Source organism: Phreatobacter stygius (genome assembly GCF_005144885.1).
In the GTDB taxonomy this organism is placed as follows: Bacteria; Pseudomonadota; Alphaproteobacteria; order Rhizobiales; family Phreatobacteraceae; genus Phreatobacter; species Phreatobacter stygius.
In genome coordinates this window covers 31,337-46,748 of sequence record NZ_CP039690.1, presented here as the reverse complement: position 1 = coordinate 46,748, position 15,412 = coordinate 31,337, and the positions used below count along the sequence as shown (strand labels likewise).

General features: G+C 67.6%; 20 protein-coding genes. 14 read left to right on the top strand and 6 right to left on the bottom strand.

Annotated elements, in window-relative coordinates; all coding sequences use genetic code 11:
* The first annotated feature begins 197 nt into the window (after positions 1–197).
* Both E8M01_RS00225 and E8M01_RS00220 read left to right on the top strand, forming a co-directional pair.
* Complete coding sequence (locus E8M01_RS00225) at positions 198–914, top strand: rhomboid family intramembrane serine protease (RefSeq protein ID WP_246088548.1); 717 nt, start codon at positions 198–200, stop codon at positions 912–914.
* Positions 915–1,053: 139 nt separating this feature from the next.
* Entirely contained in the window at positions 1,054–1,488 is a 435-nt protein-coding gene (locus E8M01_RS00220) for a CBS domain-containing protein (protein WP_136958265.1), read from the top strand.
* Between the two features lie 54 nt (positions 1,489–1,542).
* Here E8M01_RS00220 and E8M01_RS00215 read toward each other — a convergent pair whose 3' ends face one another.
* Positions 1,543–2,604 carry a patatin-like phospholipase family protein gene (locus E8M01_RS00215; RefSeq protein ID WP_136958264.1) on the bottom strand — a complete coding sequence of 354 codons (1,062 nt, stop codon included), beginning with the start codon at positions 2,602–2,604 and terminating at the stop codon, positions 1,543–1,545.
* A gap of 3 nt (positions 2,605–2,607) precedes the next feature.
* Positions 2,608–3,060, bottom strand: coding sequence for a phosphoribosyl-AMP cyclohydrolase (gene hisI, locus E8M01_RS00210; RefSeq protein ID WP_136958263.1), 453 nt, complete (start codon positions 3,058–3,060; stop codon positions 2,608–2,610).
* A 173-nt stretch (positions 3,061–3,233) separates the two neighbouring features.
* Between hisI and E8M01_RS00205 the strand changes: the two genes are divergently transcribed.
* The 4 genes from E8M01_RS00205 (at position 3,234) to E8M01_RS00190 (ending at position 5,895) form a co-directional block, all read left to right on the top strand.
* Positions 3,234–3,785 (top strand): hypothetical protein, encoded by a 552-nt coding sequence (locus tag E8M01_RS00205; protein WP_136958262.1) that lies wholly within the window; start codon positions 3,234–3,236, stop codon positions 3,783–3,785.
* 82 nt (positions 3,786–3,867) lie between these two features.
* A complete protein-coding gene (gene gatC / locus E8M01_RS00200) occupies positions 3,868–4,155 on the top strand; it encodes an Asp-tRNA(Asn)/Glu-tRNA(Gln) amidotransferase subunit GatC (protein WP_136958261.1) in 288 nt (95 codons plus the stop codon).
* Positions 4,156–4,160: 5 nt separating this feature from the next.
* On the top strand, positions 4,161–5,672 hold the full coding sequence (gene gatA / locus E8M01_RS00195) for an Asp-tRNA(Asn)/Glu-tRNA(Gln) amidotransferase subunit GatA (protein WP_136958260.1): 1,512 nt from the start codon (positions 4,161–4,163) through the stop codon (positions 5,670–5,672).
* Position 5,673: 1 nt separating this feature from the next.
* Complete coding sequence (locus tag E8M01_RS00190) at positions 5,674–5,895, top strand: DUF4175 domain-containing protein (protein WP_136958259.1); 222 nt, start codon at positions 5,674–5,676, stop codon at positions 5,893–5,895.
* Positions 5,896–5,976: 81 nt separating this feature from the next.
* Here E8M01_RS00190 and E8M01_RS00185 read toward each other — a convergent pair whose 3' ends face one another.
* Positions 5,977–6,753 (bottom strand): DUF4394 domain-containing protein, encoded by a 777-nt coding sequence (locus tag E8M01_RS00185; RefSeq protein ID WP_136958258.1) that lies wholly within the window; start codon positions 6,751–6,753, stop codon positions 5,977–5,979.
* A gap of 202 nt (positions 6,754–6,955) precedes the next feature.
* Between E8M01_RS00185 and E8M01_RS00180 the strand changes: the two genes are divergently transcribed.
* From E8M01_RS00180 to gatB, 3 genes are all read left to right on the top strand, one after another.
* Positions 6,956–7,495 (top strand): sigma-70 family RNA polymerase sigma factor, encoded by a 540-nt coding sequence (locus E8M01_RS00180; protein ID WP_136958257.1) that lies wholly within the window; start codon positions 6,956–6,958, stop codon positions 7,493–7,495.
* The gene (locus E8M01_RS00175; protein WP_136958256.1) at positions 7,492–8,211 is read left to right on the top strand and encodes an anti-sigma factor; all 720 of its coding nucleotides are present in this window, start codon (positions 7,492–7,494) and stop codon (positions 8,209–8,211) included. The genes E8M01_RS00180 and E8M01_RS00175 overlap by 4 nt, the downstream gene beginning before the upstream one ends.
* Positions 8,212–8,389: 178 nt before the next feature.
* Entirely contained in the window at positions 8,390–9,859 is a 1,470-nt protein-coding gene (gene gatB, locus E8M01_RS00170) for an Asp-tRNA(Asn)/Glu-tRNA(Gln) amidotransferase subunit GatB (protein WP_136958255.1), read from the top strand.
* 45 nt (positions 9,860–9,904) lie between these two features.
* On the opposite strand, the gene E8M01_RS00165 is transcribed toward gatB, so the two are convergent.
* A complete protein-coding gene (locus tag E8M01_RS00165) occupies positions 9,905–10,390 on the bottom strand; it encodes a cupredoxin domain-containing protein (RefSeq protein ID WP_136958254.1) in 486 nt (161 codons plus the stop codon).
* 294 nt (positions 10,391–10,684) lie between these two features.
* On the opposite strand from E8M01_RS00165, the gene E8M01_RS00160 reads away from it, so the two are divergent.
* The 3 genes from E8M01_RS00160 (at position 10,685) to E8M01_RS00150 (ending at position 12,991) form a co-directional block, all read left to right on the top strand.
* Entirely contained in the window at positions 10,685–11,617 is a 933-nt protein-coding gene (locus E8M01_RS00160) for an alpha/beta fold hydrolase (RefSeq protein WP_170181701.1), read from the top strand.
* Between the two features lie 253 nt (positions 11,618–11,870).
* On the top strand, positions 11,871–12,506 hold the full coding sequence (locus tag E8M01_RS00155) for a glutathione S-transferase family protein (RefSeq protein ID WP_170181700.1): 636 nt from the start codon (positions 11,871–11,873) through the stop codon (positions 12,504–12,506).
* Entirely contained in the window at positions 12,503–12,991 is a 489-nt protein-coding gene (locus E8M01_RS00150) for a GNAT family N-acetyltransferase (RefSeq protein WP_246088547.1), read from the top strand. Before E8M01_RS00155 ends, E8M01_RS00150 begins: the two co-directional genes overlap by 4 nt.
* Positions 12,992–13,075: 84 nt before the next feature.
* Here E8M01_RS00150 and E8M01_RS00145 read toward each other — a convergent pair whose 3' ends face one another.
* Positions 13,076–13,426: a hypothetical protein gene (locus tag E8M01_RS00145; protein WP_136958251.1), complete on the bottom strand. Its 351-nt coding sequence runs from the start codon at positions 13,424–13,426 to the stop codon at positions 13,076–13,078.
* A gap of 213 nt (positions 13,427–13,639) precedes the next feature.
* Here E8M01_RS00145 and E8M01_RS00140 point away from each other — a divergent pair, with 213 nt between their 5' ends.
* The gene (locus E8M01_RS00140; RefSeq protein ID WP_136964371.1) at positions 13,640–14,338 is read left to right on the top strand and encodes a glutathione S-transferase N-terminal domain-containing protein; all 699 of its coding nucleotides are present in this window, start codon (positions 13,640–13,642) and stop codon (positions 14,336–14,338) included.
* A gap of 79 nt (positions 14,339–14,417) precedes the next feature.
* Here the strand turns inward: E8M01_RS00140 and E8M01_RS00135 are convergent, their stop codons facing one another.
* Complete coding sequence (locus E8M01_RS00135; protein ID WP_246088546.1) at positions 14,418–14,828, bottom strand: DUF2147 domain-containing protein; 411 nt, start codon at positions 14,826–14,828, stop codon at positions 14,418–14,420.
* 221 nt (positions 14,829–15,049) lie between these two features.
* On the opposite strand from E8M01_RS00135, the gene E8M01_RS00130 reads away from it, so the two are divergent.
* Positions 15,050–15,367 (top strand): SEL1-like repeat protein, encoded by a 318-nt coding sequence (locus E8M01_RS00130; protein ID WP_246088545.1) that lies wholly within the window; start codon positions 15,050–15,052, stop codon positions 15,365–15,367.
* Positions 15,368–15,412 lie beyond the last annotated feature (45 nt).

The following is a 15,412-nucleotide window of genomic DNA, read 5'->3' as shown; positions in this document are numbered from 1 at the left end:
CATCGCAGGCGGCTTGCCGCTTGCGCGGCTTCGGCCGGGGGGAGATCGCGAGATCTCCCCCTCTTTTTTGCGGCACTGCCCGGCATCGCCCTGCCTTCCGGTGTGCCGGCTCTCGACTTGAGGGCCCGATTGGCTCTAGTGAGGCTTGCAAAGCCGCTGCCCCGAGCGGCCGCCTTGGCCGCCGAAAGCCCCTGCACTTGTCCCAACGCGAACCGATCCTGAACATTCCCGGCGTCATCGCGGTGCTCGCCGGGGTGATGATCCTTGTCCATTGCTGGCGGGTCTTCGTGCTCGATCCCGAGACCGATATCCAGGTCCTGCTGACCTTTGCCTTCATTCCCGCCCGTTTCGAGCGATCGCTGGCGGCCTCCTGGGGGTTTCCCGGCGGGATCGCCGCGGATATCTGGAGCTTCGTCACCTATGCGTTCCTGCACGCCGACTGGACCCATCTGGGCGTCAACGTGCTGTGGTTCGTGGTGTTCGGCAGCCCGGTGGCGCGACGGTTCGGCACGCTGCGCAGCCTGGCCTTCTTCGTCGTGACGGCGGCGATCGGCGCGGCGGCGCATCTTGCCGCCAATGGCGCCGAGCTTGCGCCGATGATCGGGGCGTCAGCCGCCGTGTCCGGCTTCACCGCGGCGGCGGTGCGTTTCGTGTTCCAGAGCGGCGGTCCGCTCGGCCCCATGCGTTCGGCCCATCCGGACGCCTATCATGTCCCGGCGCTCAGCCTGCCGGACCTGGTCCGCAACGGCACGGTCATGGGCATGATCACGGTCTGGATCCTGCTGAACGTGGTGTTCGGCGCGGTCAGCCTGCCGATCCCCGGCGCCGAGGGCCAGATCGCCTGGCAAGCCCACCTCGGCGGATTTGTCGCAGGATTGGTCTTATTCCGACTCTTCGATCCCGTGGCTGCCTGAGTTAGCTTCGTCATGCCGCAGCGCACGACAACCGGCTTGCGTCCGGCGCCTACTCGGTAAATCCTTGTCGTCCGGAACGACCGGGGCATGACTGGGGCATGTCGGCGTGACTGTCCCGTTGGGAACGGAGGCAACCACTATGAGTGTCGTTCGCCACATACTCGACAGCAAGGGCCGCAACGTCGCGACGATTTCGCCGGACGCTTCGCTTGCCGATGCCGTTCACATGCTCGCCGACATGAAGATCGGCGCCGTGGTGGTCACCGGTTCCGGCAAGGGCATTGCGGGCATCCTGTCCGAGCGCGATATCGTTCGCGCGGTGGCGAAGCTCGGTGCCGGCGCGCTCGACAGCAATGTCTCGCAGACCATGACGAGCAAGGTGGTGACCTGCGCCGAAACCGACTCGATCGGCGATCTCATGGAGCGCATGACCGAAGGCAAGTTCCGCCATCTGCCGGTGCTCGACAACGGCAAGCTGGTCGGCATCATTTCGATCGGCGACGTGGTCAAGTCGCGGGTCGCCGAGATGGAGCACGAGCAGAGCGCGCTCAAGGACTACATCATGAACTCCTGATCGCCAGGCGCCGCGCGCCGCCGATCGGACCCGGGATCGACCGCAGGTCCCGGATCAAGCGACCGCCTTCATCGCTTCGGCAATGTCGGGCAGCAGCCGTTCGGTTGCTTCCTCGCCGAGCGCGATGGCGTCCGCGGCGCGGTGGAACTCGAACAGGCCGAGGCGCGACAAGCGCGGGCCGATCAGGACGTTCGGCGGATCGCCGGCCAGCCGGGTGCGGGCGATACGCTCCTGGGTCGCGTTGAAGGCCTTGGCCAGCACGGTCGGGATGCCGGGTGAACGGGCCAGCGCAATGCGCGGGTCGATGGCGCCGTCGTCGACCGTCTCGCTCAGGCGCGCGCGCAGCGGACGCGACAACGCCCGGCCCAGCCCGCGGCCGAGACCCCGGCCGAGATTGACCACCGCCCTGACGCGCGGCCGCCGCTCGATGAGCGGGAAGGCCTCGTCTTCCGGGCTGGTGCCGTGATCCTGGATGACGGTCGCGCGGCCGAGCGCATCGGCATTGAGGCTGACCGCGAGCACCAGGCGGGCGCCGAGTGCACGGGTGACCGAAACCGGCACCGGGTTCGACAAGGCCCCGTCCATCAGCCAGCGTCCGCCGATCCGCACCGGCGGCAGGATGCCGGGCAGGGCATAAGAGCCGCGCAGCGCCGTCATCATGAGGCCGCGGGTGAGCCAGACCTCGTGACCGGTGCCGATCTCGGTGGCGATCGCGGCGAAACGGATCGGCAGGTCCTCGATGCGGCTGTCGCCGATCTCGCGCTCCAGCAGCTGGGCAATGCGCGAGCCGCCCATCAGCCCGCCGCCGGAAATCGCGATGTCGACGAGCGAGATCACGTCGCGGCGCTTCAGCGCGACGGCCCAGTCGGCGAGCGCCTCCAGCTTGCCGGCGGCATAGAGGCCGCCGACCACCGCGCCGATCGACGTGCCGGCAATGACGTCGGGCGCATAACCGGCGCGCACCAGGGCGCGCAGCACGCCAATATGCGCCAGGCCTCGGGCCGCGCCACCGCCGAGCGCCAGGCCAATGGTCGGGCGCGGCGGCGGCACCGGAGCGGCCTTGGGCTCGGCCGGCTCTTCGTTCTGGCGCCTGCGGGTGCGACGGAGACGCAGCATGGCTCAGCCGAAAGCCGGGCGCAGACGCTCGGCGTCGCGCGGTTCGAGGCGAGCCTCGCTCACCGGCTTGCCGATCGGCACGGCGCGATAGAAACAGGACCTGCGGCCGGTATGACAGGAGCCGCCGTCGCCGCCGACCGTCACCTTGAGCCAGACCGCGTCCTGGTCGCAATCGACCCGCATCTCGACCACCGTCTGGATCTGGCCCGACGTGTCGCCCTTGTGCCAGAGCGACTGGCGCGAGCGCGACCAGTACCAGGCCTCGCCGGTCTCCACGGTGCGGGCCAGCGCCTCGGCGTTCATATGCGCGACCATCAGCAATTCGCCGGTCCGGGCATCGCTGGTGACCGCCGTGACCAGGCCATCAGGGCCGAATCGCGGAGTGAGTCGGTCGCCTTCCTCCAGGTCCGGCTTGGACCCGGGAAGCGGAAACAGGTCGTTGCAGTCTGCACACATGTGGATAAGTCCGGGGAACAGGCTTCCGCCCGGTTCTAGCGTGCTCAGACGCTTAAGCCAAAGCCTGACGGAATTTAACCTGAGGTAAACCATGTTCGTCAGGGTTAACGAATAGTTCCACTCGCGACGCCGGTGGTGCGCTGGCAAAATGCAGCCCGATGCGAGAGGGCTCTATGAACGATCCGCGCAACACATTCTCGACCTCCGAAATCGCCGACCCAGCAGCGCTCAAGGCCCATGCCGCGCTTTATGGGGCGCTCGATTCGACGGTTCGCGAAGAGCCGGCCGTCATCGTCGCGCGGCCGCGACCGATCCCGCAAGGCGGCGCCGCCGTTGCCCGGGCCCTGCGGGCCCGGCTGATCGCCGAAACCCGGGCGGCGCAAGCCATGCCGGCGGTTTCGACGACGCGGCAGCGCTCCGAGAACAATGGAGCGGCCGGAGCGCAGGGCGGCGCGGTTGCGCCGGAGCGGGCCACGTCATCAGGCGGGCCGGCGGAGCGGGGTCCCTTTACACCGGTTCAACCAGGCGCCGACCGGGCCGATGAACCGGGCGGGCCAGGTGACGGCCGGCCGAGGCCAAGCATTCCCTCCGCCGCCATTCTGCGCTTCCGACTGAGCGAGCTGCCGAGACTTGCCGGGCAATTTGTCGGCCGCAACGGCGAGACCCAAGGGCGTGACAACGGGCGTGACAACGGGCGCGAGGCAGGTCCCGCGGCCGAGACCTGATCGCCTGCGCGGTTGCGGCGCGAAACGACCGGGTGCTATGAGGCCCGATCGTTATTCCTCACGCGACCGGGTGAACACTTCCATGTCCGTCGATCAGGCGACCGTGCGGCGTATCGCGCATCTGGCGCGTATTGCCGTCACCGAGGCGGAGGTGCCGCACCTCCAGGGCGAGATCAACGCCATCCTCTCCTTCGTCGAGCAATTGAGCGAGGTCGACGTGTCAGGCGTCGAACCGATGACCTCGGTCACGCCGATGGCGATGAAGAAGCGCCAGGATGCGATCACCGATGGCGGCATCGCCGAGCAGATCGTCGCCAATGCGCCCGAACACGAGGGCACCTTCTTCGCCGTTCCCAAGGTCGTGGAGTGACACCGGTGACCGACCTGACCCATCTCTCGATCGCCGAGGCCCATGCCGGCCTCGCCGCCAAGGACTTCTCGGCCACCGATCTGACCAAGGCCTATCTCGGCGCCATGGAAAAGGCGCGCAGCCTCAACGCCTATGTGCTGGAAACGCCGGACAAGGCACTGGCCATGGCAAGGGCCTCGGACGAGCGCATCGCCAAGGGCGAGATCGGGCCGCTCGAAGGCATTCCGCTGGGTGTCAAGGACCTGTTCTGCACCAAGGGCACGCGCACCACCGCCTGTTCGAAGATCCTCGCCAATTTCGTGCCGACCTATGAATCGACGGTCACCACCAATCTGTGGCGCGACGGCGCGGTCATGCTCGGCAAGCTGAACAATGACGAGTTCGCCATGGGCTCGTCGAACGAGACGAGCTGCTTCCCCGGCGCGATCAACCCCTGGCGGCGCAAGGGCTCGAATGTGAGCGGCGGAGCCGGCGGTGTCGAAGGCACCTATCTGGTGCCCGGCGGCTCGTCCGGCGGGTCGTCCTCGGCGGTCGCGGCGCATCTGTGCGCCGGCGCCACCGCGACCGATACCGGCGGCTCGATCCGCCAGCCCGCCGCCTTCACCGGTACGGTCGGCATCAAGCCGACCTATGGCCGGGTGTCGCGCTGGGGCGTGGTGGCCTTCGCCTCGTCGCTCGACCAGGCCGGGCCGATCGCGCGCACGGTGCTGGACACCGCCATGCTGCTGCGCTCGTTCGCCGGCGCCGACGCCAAGGACACGACCTGCGTCGATCTGCCGGTGCCCGACTACGCCAAGGCGGTCGGCAAATCGGTCAAGGGCATGACCATCGGCATCCCCCGGGAGTATCGGGTCGACGGCATGCCGCCGGAGATCGAGAAGCTCTGGGAAGAGGGGGCGGCGATCCTCAAGGACGCCGGCGCCAAGATCGTCGAGATTTCGCTGCCGCACACCAAATATGCGCTGCCGGCCTATTATATCGTGGCGCCGGCGGAAGCGTCCTCCAACCTCGCCCGTTACGACGGCGTGCGTTACGGTTTGCGGGTGCCGGGCAAGGACATCACCGACCTCTACGAGAAGACCCGCGCCGCGGGCTTCGGCAAGGAGGTCAAGCGCCGCATCATGATCGGCACCTATGTGCTCTCGGCCGGTTATTACGACGCCTATTACGTCCGGGCCCAGAAGCTGCGCACCCTGATCAAGAAGGATTTCGAGGACGCTTACGCCCAGGGCGTCGACGCGATCCTGACGCCGGCGACGCCGTCCGCGGCCTTCGGCATCGGCGAGAAGGGATCGGGCGATCCGGTCGAGATGTATCTGAACGACGTCTTCACGGTGACCGTCAACATGGCCGGCTTGCCGGGCATCGCGGTTCCGGCCGGCCTCGATCCTCAGGGCCTGCCGCTCGGGCTTCAGCTGATCGGCCGCGCCTTCGACGAGGAGACGCTGTTCTCGGTGGCCAGCGTCATCGAAAAGGCCAAGGGGTCGTTCCCGGTGCAGGACCAGTGGTGGGCTTGAGATGATCATCACCCGCGCCATCGCGATCGCCTGTCTGACGGTGTTCGCCTGGCTCCTGTGGGTGACGACGGGCCTGTTCTGCATCCTGCTGGCGATGGGCTGGTACAGCGGCGATCCGCCGCTGAAGCTGACCTATCTGACGGTGCTGGCGGCCGGCGCGCTGGTCGGCGGCGGGCTTTGCCGCTATCTCGCCGGCCGCATCGAAGGCCCATCCCGGGGCTGAGCGTCCGGGACGCGCGAGAACGGCCCCCACATTGGCGTGGGGACCGCTCCGGCTCAGGCGACTGTCACAACGGGAGCGGTGTCAGTCGACCCAGGCAATGTGGCTGAGCGCGCCGGTGAGGCCCTGCAGCGCGCCGCTCATGGTGGCGCGACCGGTCTGCAGGTCGACCGAATAGACATTGCCCGCGGTGACCAGCCAGGCCGCATTGGTGCCGTTCATGCTGGCGATATTAAAGGCTGCCGGCCCGGACAGCGTGATGCCGAGCGCACCGATCGTGTTCAGCACGCCATCGTTCGGCGGCACCTGGGTCACCAGCGCATTCGAGCCGGCATCGATGTCGTAGAGCGCGGTGGCCGTCGTCCCTTTCACCGAATTGCTATAGGCGCCGGCGACCACGCGCGGCGTGCGGGTGGCATTGGCGTCGCCCTCCTTGAACTTGTGGCTGCCGTCGACGGTCGCCTTGCCGTCATCGACATTGACCCTGAGGCTGACCCCGTCGGGGGTCATGACGCGCAGGCGGTCGGCCACCGGATTGAAGTCGACGGTGATCGAGGTGCCGCCGCGCAGCGTCTCCGACAGTTTGGATTTCACCGTCGCGCGGCCGGTCTGCGGATCGATGGTGACGATCGAGCCGTCGGCGGCGAGCCCGTAGAGCAGGCCGTCGGCCGGCCGGCGGTCGATGCCGACGAGCTGGCCGACGCCCGAGATCGCGACCGGACGCGAGACCATGCGGGTCGCGGGATCAATGGAGACGAGCGTCCGGCCGTCGACCAGGCCGACCAGGCGATCAGCCTGAGCCGGCGCGGCAAGGGCTGCGAGCGCGAAGGTGGCGGCAAGAAACGTGGCTTTGCTGGACATGGGCGGTCTCCCCTGATCGGTCGCTGCTGCGCCGTCGTGAGGGGTACCCGGCGCGCCGGCCCGGCGGATGCGTCGATCACGGGTTCGTGAAGACGCGGGGTCGCAGGTCGCGGCGGCGCTGCGCCAAAATTTCCCCCGCGCGATTGCATCCACATGCCGAACGCGCGTGTAATGGCCGCAATCGAGGCTTCCGGAGTGCATCATGGCGCTACCCGCCGCCGACCTGAAGGATGCGCTGGCGCGCTGCGCCAAGGGTGACCGCGCGGCCTTGCGCGTGATCTACGAGAGCGAATGCCCGGTCATGATCGGGGTTGCCATGCGCATCGTGAAACGGCGCGAACTGGCGGAAGAGGTGGTGCAGGAGGCTTTCGTCAAGATCTGGCGCAATGCCCACCGGTTCAATCCGGAACTCGGCCCGCCCAAGGCCTGGCTCTATGCCATCGTGCGCAACCAGGCGCTGAACGTGCTGCGCGACGGCCGGCGCGAGGATCTGGTCGAAGAGGTGCCGGAGAACACCGCCGATGCCGTCCAGGCCTATTCGGCGGCCGACATGCTGCCCGAGGCCAATGCGCTGAAGCGCTGCCTGGAAGGGCTCGATCCCCGCCGGCGGACCAGTGTCCTGATGGCCTATGTCGACGGTTTCTCGCATGGCGAAATCGCCGGACGGCTCGCCGTGCCGCTCGGCACGGTGAAGGCGTGGATCCGCCGCTCGCTGATCTCGCTCAGGGAGTGCATGGGATGACCGACGAGATCATCGCATCCGCTGGCGAATATGTGGCGGGGCTCATGAGCAAGGACGAGAACGAGGCCTTCGAGCGGCTGATGGTGACCGATCCGGAGGTCCGCCGCGCCGTTGCCGACTGGCGCGCCAGGCTCTTGCCGCTGGACGAGGCGGCTCCACCGATCGAGCCCTCGGCCGAGCTCTGGGCCGGCATCGAGCGCGCCATCGGTGCGGCTCCGGCCGCGCCGGCCGCGCCCGCTTCGACCGGCCTCGTCGGTCGCGCCAAGGCCTTCTGGGCCGATGTCAGGGCGCTCAGGATCGCCGCGCTCGCCGGCGTCGCGGCGGCCTTCGTGCTGGCGGCGGTCCTGCTGGTCCGGCCGCTCGGGCCGCCGGCCGGCCCGGTGGTGGTCGCCGTGCTCAACGCGCCGAACACACAGACCGCCGGCGCCATTGTCGAGGCCTTCGCCGACGGTCGCATCCGGGTCGTGCCGCTCACCCCGATCCCGGTTCCGGAGGGCCGCACCCTGCAGGTCTGGACACTCTGGGATCGCGCCGTCGGTCCGCGCTCGATCGGCCTGATGACCAGCGCGCGCGGCCAGGACTACCGGACATCCGGCTTGCCGGCGCCGGTGGCCGACCAGCTCTATGAGATCACGCTGGAACCGGCCGGCGGCTCGCCGACCGGCCGGCCGACCGGTCCGATCCTGTTTGTCGGGCGCGGCGCGACGCCGCTCTAGACGGAGCGGCGAATAGCGAAGCGCGAGTAGGGTGAGAGGTCGAGCCGATACCGGCTGCGATGACGCAAAAACAACCGATGCGACAGGCCAATCGGCCGGCGGCGATGCGGCGACCCTTGTTCTCGGGCGCTCCATTCGCTACTCCCGGCACAGCACCCCAAGTTTGTACGAGCCCGCCATGACCGTGCCTGTCGATCCGAAGAAGCTCATCCCCGGCGCCACCGGCGACTGGGAGGTCGTGATCGGCCTGGAGATCCATGCCCAGGTCGCGACGCAGGCCAAGCTGTTCTCGGGCGCGGCGACCGCCTTCGGCGCCGAGCCGAACAGCCAGGTCAGCCTGGTCGACGCCGCCATGCCGGGCATGCTGCCGGTCATCAACGAGGAATGTGTCCGGCAGGCGATCCGCACCGGCATTGGCCTGAAGGCCGAGATCAATCTGAAGAGCGTGTTCGACCGGAAGAACTATTTCTATCCGGATCTGCCGCAGGGCTATCAGATCAGCCAGTACAAGAGCCCGATCGTCGGCGAGGGCGAGGTGACCGTCGACCTGACGCCGACCGAAAGCTTCACCGTGCGGATCGAGCGGCTGCACCTGGAACAGGACGCCGGCAAGTCGATTCACGACCAGAGCCCGACGCTGTCCTATGTCGACCTGAACCGTTCCGGCGTGGCGCTGATGGAGATCGTCTCCAAGCCGGATATGCGCACGGCCGACGAAGCCAAGGCCTATGTGACCAAGCTGCGCACCATCCTGCGCTATCTCGGCACCTGCGACGGCGACATGGAAAAGGGCAACCTGCGTGCCGACGTCAACGTCTCCGTGCGCAAGCCCGGCGACGAGCTGGGCACGCGCTGCGAGATCAAGAACGTCAATTCGATCCGCTTCATCGGCCAGGCGATCGACCACGAGGCGCGCCGCCAGATCGGCGTCATCGAGGATGGCGGCACGATCGATCAGGAGACCCGCCTGTTCGACCCGGTCAAGGGCGAGACGCGATCGATGCGCTCGAAGGAAGAAGCGCATGACTATCGCTATTTCCCGGATCCCGACCTGCTGCCGCTGGAATTCGACCAGGCCTATGTCGACGATCTCGCCCAGCATCTGCCGGAACTGCCGGATGGCAAGAAAGCCCGCTTCATCGCGCAATATGGCCTGACGCCCTATGACGCCTCGATCCTGGTGCTGGAGCGCGAAAGCGCCGACTATTTCGAGGAGGTGGCCAAGGGCCGCGACAGCAAGGCTGCCGCCAACTGGGTGATCAACGAGCTGTTCGGCCGCCTCAACAAGGAGGGCCACGACGTCACCGCCTCGCCGGTCTCGCCGGCGCAGATCGGCGGCATCATCGACCTGATCGCCGACGGCACCATTTCCGGCAAGATCGCCAAGGACCTGTTCGAGATCGTCTTCACAGAGGGCGGCGACCCCGCCGCTATCGTCGAGACGCGCGGCATGAAGCAGGTCACCGATACCGGCGCGATCGAGAAGGTGATCGACGAGGTGATCGCCGCCAATCCGGACAAGGTCGAGCAGGCCAGGGCCAAGCCGACCTTGCTCGGCTGGTTCGTCGGCCAGGTGATGAAGGCGTCCGGCGGCAAGGCCAATCCGGGTGCGGTCAACGACATTCTGAAGCAGAAGCTCGGCATCTGAGGCGGCCGCCGCGGTCAAGCGGCGACCGGCCGAGGCGGACCCTGGCTATTCGATGACGATCTCGCCGACCATGCCGTGGTCGGCGTGGGTCTTGCCGTCGGTGCCGACGATGCCGCAGCGCAGGTCGGTGACCCGCCCGGTCGCCACCGGCACGAACCACCACTCGGCGGTCTGGCCCGGATAGACCTCGATCTCGCGGATGGCGCCCTTGAATTCGGCGAGGGTGACGAGGCGCTCGCCCTGGCGCTGCACCACCTGGACCTTGCGGGTGTAGATCATCTGGCTGAAGCTGTGCGAGGTGAAATAGTGCGGCGCGTCGCTGGCATTGCGCAGCACCAATTTGTACAGCCGGCCGGTTTCAAACCTCAGCTTGTCGGGAAAGAAGGCGTGGCGCCCGGGTGCGCCGAGCTCGACCACCACCTCGATCGGCGTCTGGCCGGCGAGGTTGCCGGCGGCCCGGCCGGGCAGGGCGGCGCCCCAGCTCAGCGCCACCAAGGCGGCAACTGCGACGGCGCGTTTCCAGAAGGACATGATTCACTCCCCAGTTCGGATGATATTTTCGCACATGCAAATCATTTGCACGCACATGCGAGCCATTTGCAAGACCGAAACATCTTGCGACGTCATTGGGGGACGTCATCTGGGGCCGCCGCCTGGGCCGGATCTCGCGTGGCCGCGATAGCCCCGGTCTATCGGGGACATAAGAGTTTCATGGCGCTTCGGGCAGCCGGGCAAGGCCTCGACCATTGCCGCGACGGCCGGGCCGTTCCTATCCTGATGCGCCAGAAGCCCGCCCATGGGCCGGCAGGTTCCGGGAGACCGTCCATGACCGCAATGACCCGCCGCGCGACGCTGATCGCTGCCGCCGCCATGTCGGCGAGCCCGCCTGGCCCGGCCGCGCTTGCCCAGGGGCCGTCAGTGGTGGCGGCCGCGGTCCAGCCCAAGCTCTCGATGGCCATGTCGGCCGACGGCACCGCGCTCGCCGTGCAGGAATGGGGCAATCCGGCGGGGCTGCCGGTCGTGCTGATCCACGGCTTCAGCCAGGCGCATCTCTGCTGGTTGAAGCAGGTGACCGATCCGGCGCTCGCGGCCGAGCTGCGCCTGATCAGCTTCGATCTGCGCGGCCATGGCCTGTCCGACAAGCCGCCGGGGCGGGACGCCTATCAGCCGGCCAAGGTCTGGGCCGACGACGTCAAGGCGGTGATCGCGGCGACCGGCGCGGTGCGCCCGGTGCTGGTCGGCTGGTCCTATGCCGGCCGGGTCATGGCCGATTACCTCATGGTGCATGGTCCTGACGCGGTCTCGGGCGTCAATTTCGTCAATGCCGTCACCCATGCCGCCCTGAACATGCAGGCGCCGGCCGGCCCGGTTTCGGCCGGCATGGTGGCGCCTGATCTCGGCACCCAGATCCGCCAGACACGCGCCTTCCTCAGCGCCTGTTTCGCCAAGGCGCCGACCCAGGAGGAGTTCGAGACCATGGTGGCCTTCAATGCGATGACGCCGGCCGCCATCCGCCGCAACATGCTGGGACGGCCGACGCCTTATGAGGCGATGTTCAAGGCCTTGAAACTGCCGGTGCTGGTCACCCATGGCCGCGCCGACAAGGCGGTGGTGCCGGCGGTCGGCGAATATACCGCGGCGACCATTCCGGGCGCCAAGACGTCGTTCTACGACGGCGTCGGCCATCTGCCATTCTGGGAAGACGCGCCGCGCTTCAACGCCGAACTCCTGGCCTTCGTGCGGTCGGCGCGCGGGTAGTACCGCACTGCCCCTCCGTCTTGACCGGCCTTGGCCCGGCCATCAACGCATGACCTGACCGGGAAGACGTGGATGGCCGTGACGAGCGCGGCCATGGCGCAGTGAAAGCCTGCGGGTCGGCAATGGACTGGCGATGGTTCCTCTCGTGGGGTTCTCATCCCATCGGCATTATCAGCTGACCTCGCTTGCAAGCCGCGCACTTGCGCGAAAGGAGAAGCTCGTTTCCCATGCCGCCCGCATCGGGAGGATATTCATGTCGAAACGCTTCACGCTTCACGGTTTCTGGTTGTCCGGACCGACCTACAAGGTCGCGCTCATGCTGTCGCTGTGCGGCGAACCCTTCGCCTTCCGGCAAATCAATCTCAGGGCCGGCGAGCACAAGACGCCGGACTTCCTGGCCAAGAACCGCTTCGGCCAGGTGCCGGCGCTGGACGATGCCAAGCTGGGCGTTTCGTTGTGCCAGTCGGCGGCGATCCTGGAGCACCTGGCCCTCGAGCTCGGCCGGTTCAAGGGCGACGAGCCAGGCGACCTGATCCGGGCGCGCGAATGGATGTTCTGGGACTTCGACAAGCTGGCGCCGCCGATCTACCGGTCGCGGGCCTGCCGCGCCGGTCTTCGCTCGTTCAACCAGCCGATCATGGAAATGTATGCGGCCGAGGCCAATCTGGCGCTGAAGACGCTCAACGATCATCTGGCCGGACGCGACTGGCTGGTCGGCAAGAGCCCGACAATCGCCGATATCGACATCTATGGCGTGGCCTGCATGGCCGGCCAGGCCGGCTTCGATATTACCGCCCATGCCAATGTCGCGGCCTGGGCCAAGCGTTTCGAAGGCCTTCCGGGCTTCGGCAATGCGCAGGCCGTGGTGCCGCAGGAGCACCGCGCATGAGCATGGCTCCGTCCTCCGCCGTGCCGGACCTCCGGCCGGCCATGGCGGCCGACGTCGCCGCCATCGCCGCCCTGATCGCGATGGGCGGCGCGGCGGATGCGGCCGACCGGGTGGCGGCCGAGGCCGAAGCGCGGCATCCGGCCTATGCCGAGGCGTTCGACCGCATTCGCAGCTCGGCCGCCAATCATCTGTTCGTCGCCGAACAGGCGGGCCGGGTGATCGGCACCTATCAGCTCACCGTGCTGCCGGGCATCGCCCAGCGCGGTCGTATCCGCGGCAAGATCGAGAGCGTCCATGTCGACCCGGAGCTGCGCGGCGGCGGCATCGGCGCCATCATGATGCGCCATGCGGTCGAGCAGGCCCGCGCGCTCGGCGTCGGCCTGCTCGAATTGTCGTCGGACAAGCGCCGGGGCGCCGCCCACCGCTTCTACGAGCGGTTGGGCTTTGCCCGCAGCCATGAGGGCTTCAAGATGGTGCTGGACTGAGGTTGGACCGACGTTGGACCGACGTTGGACCGACGTTGGACCGACGTTGGACCGACGTTGGACCGACGTTGGACCGACTTGGCGTCAGGCGCCGCGCCGACGAGCCCGGCACTCCGGCAGGAATGTCCGCCAGGTCTTGCCGGCGGCCTGCAACTGCGTCCTGCCGGCCCGCCATTCCGCGCCACAGTCGCGCATCAGCTGATCGTTGCGCAACTGAGCGGCTGAGCGCGGGCGGGTGGTGGTTGCCGGCGCGGCGGCGCCGGGGGTGGTCGCGGCTGGTGCGGTAGCGGCCGGAGCGCGGGTGCGGGCGCGCGACGGTGTGGTTGCCGGTGCCGTCGCCCCTGGGGCTGCCGGCGTGGTGGCCGGGGCCTGGGCCGATGCGATATCGGTGACGAACAGCACGGCGGCCGCGGCCGCGATCAGATGAAGGCGCATGAACAATCCTCCCTGGGGCGGGCCGCGCCAAAGCCTGCAAGCCGGCGGGGCTGCCTATTACCGGTTGCATCTTGCCAGGATTTTATTCCGGTGCAAATGAGGCATCGCACGGATGGAGGGCTCGGGCCCTTGGCGGATGGCCTCGATGCGCCTAGCTTCACGCCACCGCGGCCCACCGAAGAAATCGTTCAGAACCGCCGCTTGAGACGGACCATGTCCCAGAAATCCATTGATCTCTATTACTGGCCGACCCCGAACGGATGGAAGGTCTCCATCATGCTCGAGGAGTGCGGATTGCCCTACACAGTGCATACCGTGAACATCGGCAAGGGCGATCAGTTCAAGCCGGAATTCCTAGCGATCTCGCCGAACAACCGGATCCCCGCCATCGTCGATCCGGACGGGCCGGACGGCCGTCCGATCTCGGTGTTCGAGTCGGGCGCGATCCTGCAATATCTCGGTCGCAAGACCGGCAAGTTCTATCCCGCTGACGAGCGCAAGCGCGTCGAGGTTGATCAATGGCTGATGTGGCAGATGGGCGGCTTCGGCCCGATGCTCGGCCAGACCCACCATTTCCGTATCTACGCCCCGGAAAAGATCGAATATGCGATCAACCGCTACACCAACGAGGCCAATCGCCTCTATGGCGTGCTGAACCGGCGGCTCGAGGGCCGCGACTATATCGCCGGCGACTATTCGATCGCCGACATGGCCTGTATCGGCTGGGCCAAAGCGTGGGAACGCCAGGGCCAGGACATCGCGCAGTTCCCCAATGTGAAGGCCTGGATCGAACGGATGCTGGCGCGGCCGGCGGTCAAGGCGGGCCTTTCCGTCAACAAGGAAGACCGCAACCCCCAGGCCATGCAGGATCCAGGCGTGCGCGCCGTCCTGTTCGGCCAGACGGCGCGCTGACGATCGTCGCGGCGGTTTGGGCGCCGGCGGCCTGGGCGGTGGTTTTTGGGCCCCGCTCATCGCCTGCCGGCCGCCTGTCTCAGTTGACCCGCGACCAGGTCTGGCTGCGGCAGATCAGGCCGCCGAGCACGCAGCCCGACAGGCTCATCGAATTGGCCGACGGCATGGTCATTCGGCCGTTATAGGTCTTGCCGTCCTGGAAATTATAAAGTGATCCCTGCCAGGCATTGGCGCCGTTGGCGCGCATGGTGATCATGCGGATCCCGACCAGGTTGCGGCTGCGGAGCGCGGCGTTCTCGTTCTTCTCGTCGCGCGCCTGGCCCGATGCCGCGACGATCGTGCCGCAGAGCTGATTGCCGCAATCGGCAAAACGCACGCGGGTTTCGCCGGATTGGCTGAGCCAGGTGCCGCGCGGATCATTGGCGAGGGCGGGAGCGCTCAGCATGACGGCCGCCGCCGCGACGAGGCCGATCATCGTCAAGATTTTCATTGGGGTCCCTCCCGGCGCTTGTCCGTTGATTGCTGGCCTGTGGTGTCTGGCGCGCCGTGGCGACAGTTTCGCTCAACCGGCAAGCCGCCGTCCAGCGGCCGAATCGGCCCCGGGCGCCCGAATCGTAGCGTTAATGAATCGTTGACCTCTGGACAGCAAACTGCGGCGTCGGAATGGAGCAGGCGGCCATGGTGCCGTCGCGAAGGCCGCGGAGTTGCATGATGTCCGTGATGATCCTCGCAGAGAGCGACACGCCGTCCATCGCGCCGGCCGGCCCGACGACGGCCGATTTGACGGCGCTGGAACTGGCGGACCGGCCGCCGCGCGAACTCGGCATGCTCTATGCCGCCGGCCGGGTGGTGCCGCGCGATCTGGTCGCCGCCCATATGTGGCTCAATATCGCGGCGCTGAAGGGCGACCGCGAGGCCGCGCGCCAGCGCCAGGAAATCGCCGGCGAGATGTCGAAGGACGAGATTGCCCGGGCGCTTGCGGGCGCGCGCGCCTGGCTCGACCGGCAGATTCAGGAACCTATTGCCTGACCGGCCCATCGCCTGACCGGCCCGGTGTCTGATCGGCCCACTGCC

Bases quoted from the DNA above. Each gene is read 5' to 3' on its own strand.
- E8M01_RS00220 (WP_136958265.1), top strand. From the start codon at position 1,054: ATGAGTGTCGTTCGCCACATACTCGACAGCAAGGGCCGCAACGTCGCG.
- E8M01_RS00215 (WP_136958264.1), bottom strand. From the start codon at position 2,604: ATGCTGCGTCTCCGTCGCACCCGCAGGCGCCAGAACGAAGAGCCGGCC.
- hisI (WP_136958263.1), bottom strand. From the start codon at position 3,060: ATGTGTGCAGACTGCAACGACCTGTTTCCGCTTCCCGGGTCCAAGCCG.
- E8M01_RS00205 (WP_136958262.1), top strand. From the start codon at position 3,234: ATGAACGATCCGCGCAACACATTCTCGACCTCCGAAATCGCCGACCCA.
- gatC (WP_136958261.1), top strand. From the start codon at position 3,868: ATGTCCGTCGATCAGGCGACCGTGCGGCGTATCGCGCATCTGGCGCGT.
- E8M01_RS00190 (WP_136958259.1), top strand. From the start codon at position 5,674: ATGATCATCACCCGCGCCATCGCGATCGCCTGTCTGACGGTGTTCGCC.
- E8M01_RS00185 (WP_136958258.1), bottom strand. From the start codon at position 6,753: ATGTCCAGCAAAGCCACGTTTCTTGCCGCCACCTTCGCGCTCGCAGCC.
- E8M01_RS00180 (WP_136958257.1), top strand. From the start codon at position 6,956: ATGGCGCTACCCGCCGCCGACCTGAAGGATGCGCTGGCGCGCTGCGCC.
- E8M01_RS00175 (WP_136958256.1), top strand. From the start codon at position 7,492: ATGACCGACGAGATCATCGCATCCGCTGGCGAATATGTGGCGGGGCTC.
- gatB (WP_136958255.1), top strand. From the start codon at position 8,390: ATGACCGTGCCTGTCGATCCGAAGAAGCTCATCCCCGGCGCCACCGGC.
- E8M01_RS00165 (WP_136958254.1), bottom strand. From the start codon at position 10,390: ATGTCCTTCTGGAAACGCGCCGTCGCAGTTGCCGCCTTGGTGGCGCTG.
- E8M01_RS00160 (WP_170181701.1), top strand. From the start codon at position 10,685: ATGACCGCAATGACCCGCCGCGCGACGCTGATCGCTGCCGCCGCCATG.
- E8M01_RS00155 (WP_170181700.1), top strand. From the start codon at position 11,871: ATGTCGAAACGCTTCACGCTTCACGGTTTCTGGTTGTCCGGACCGACC.
- E8M01_RS00150 (WP_246088547.1), top strand. From the start codon at position 12,503: ATGAGCATGGCTCCGTCCTCCGCCGTGCCGGACCTCCGGCCGGCCATG.
- E8M01_RS00145 (WP_136958251.1), bottom strand. From the start codon at position 13,426: ATGCGCCTTCATCTGATCGCGGCCGCGGCCGCCGTGCTGTTCGTCACC.
- E8M01_RS00140 (WP_136964371.1), top strand. From the start codon at position 13,640: ATGTCCCAGAAATCCATTGATCTCTATTACTGGCCGACCCCGAACGGA.
- E8M01_RS00135 (WP_246088546.1), bottom strand. From the start codon at position 14,828: ATGAAAATCTTGACGATGATCGGCCTCGTCGCGGCGGCGGCCGTCATG.
- E8M01_RS00130 (WP_246088545.1), top strand. From the start codon at position 15,050: ATGTCCGTGATGATCCTCGCAGAGAGCGACACGCCGTCCATCGCGCCG.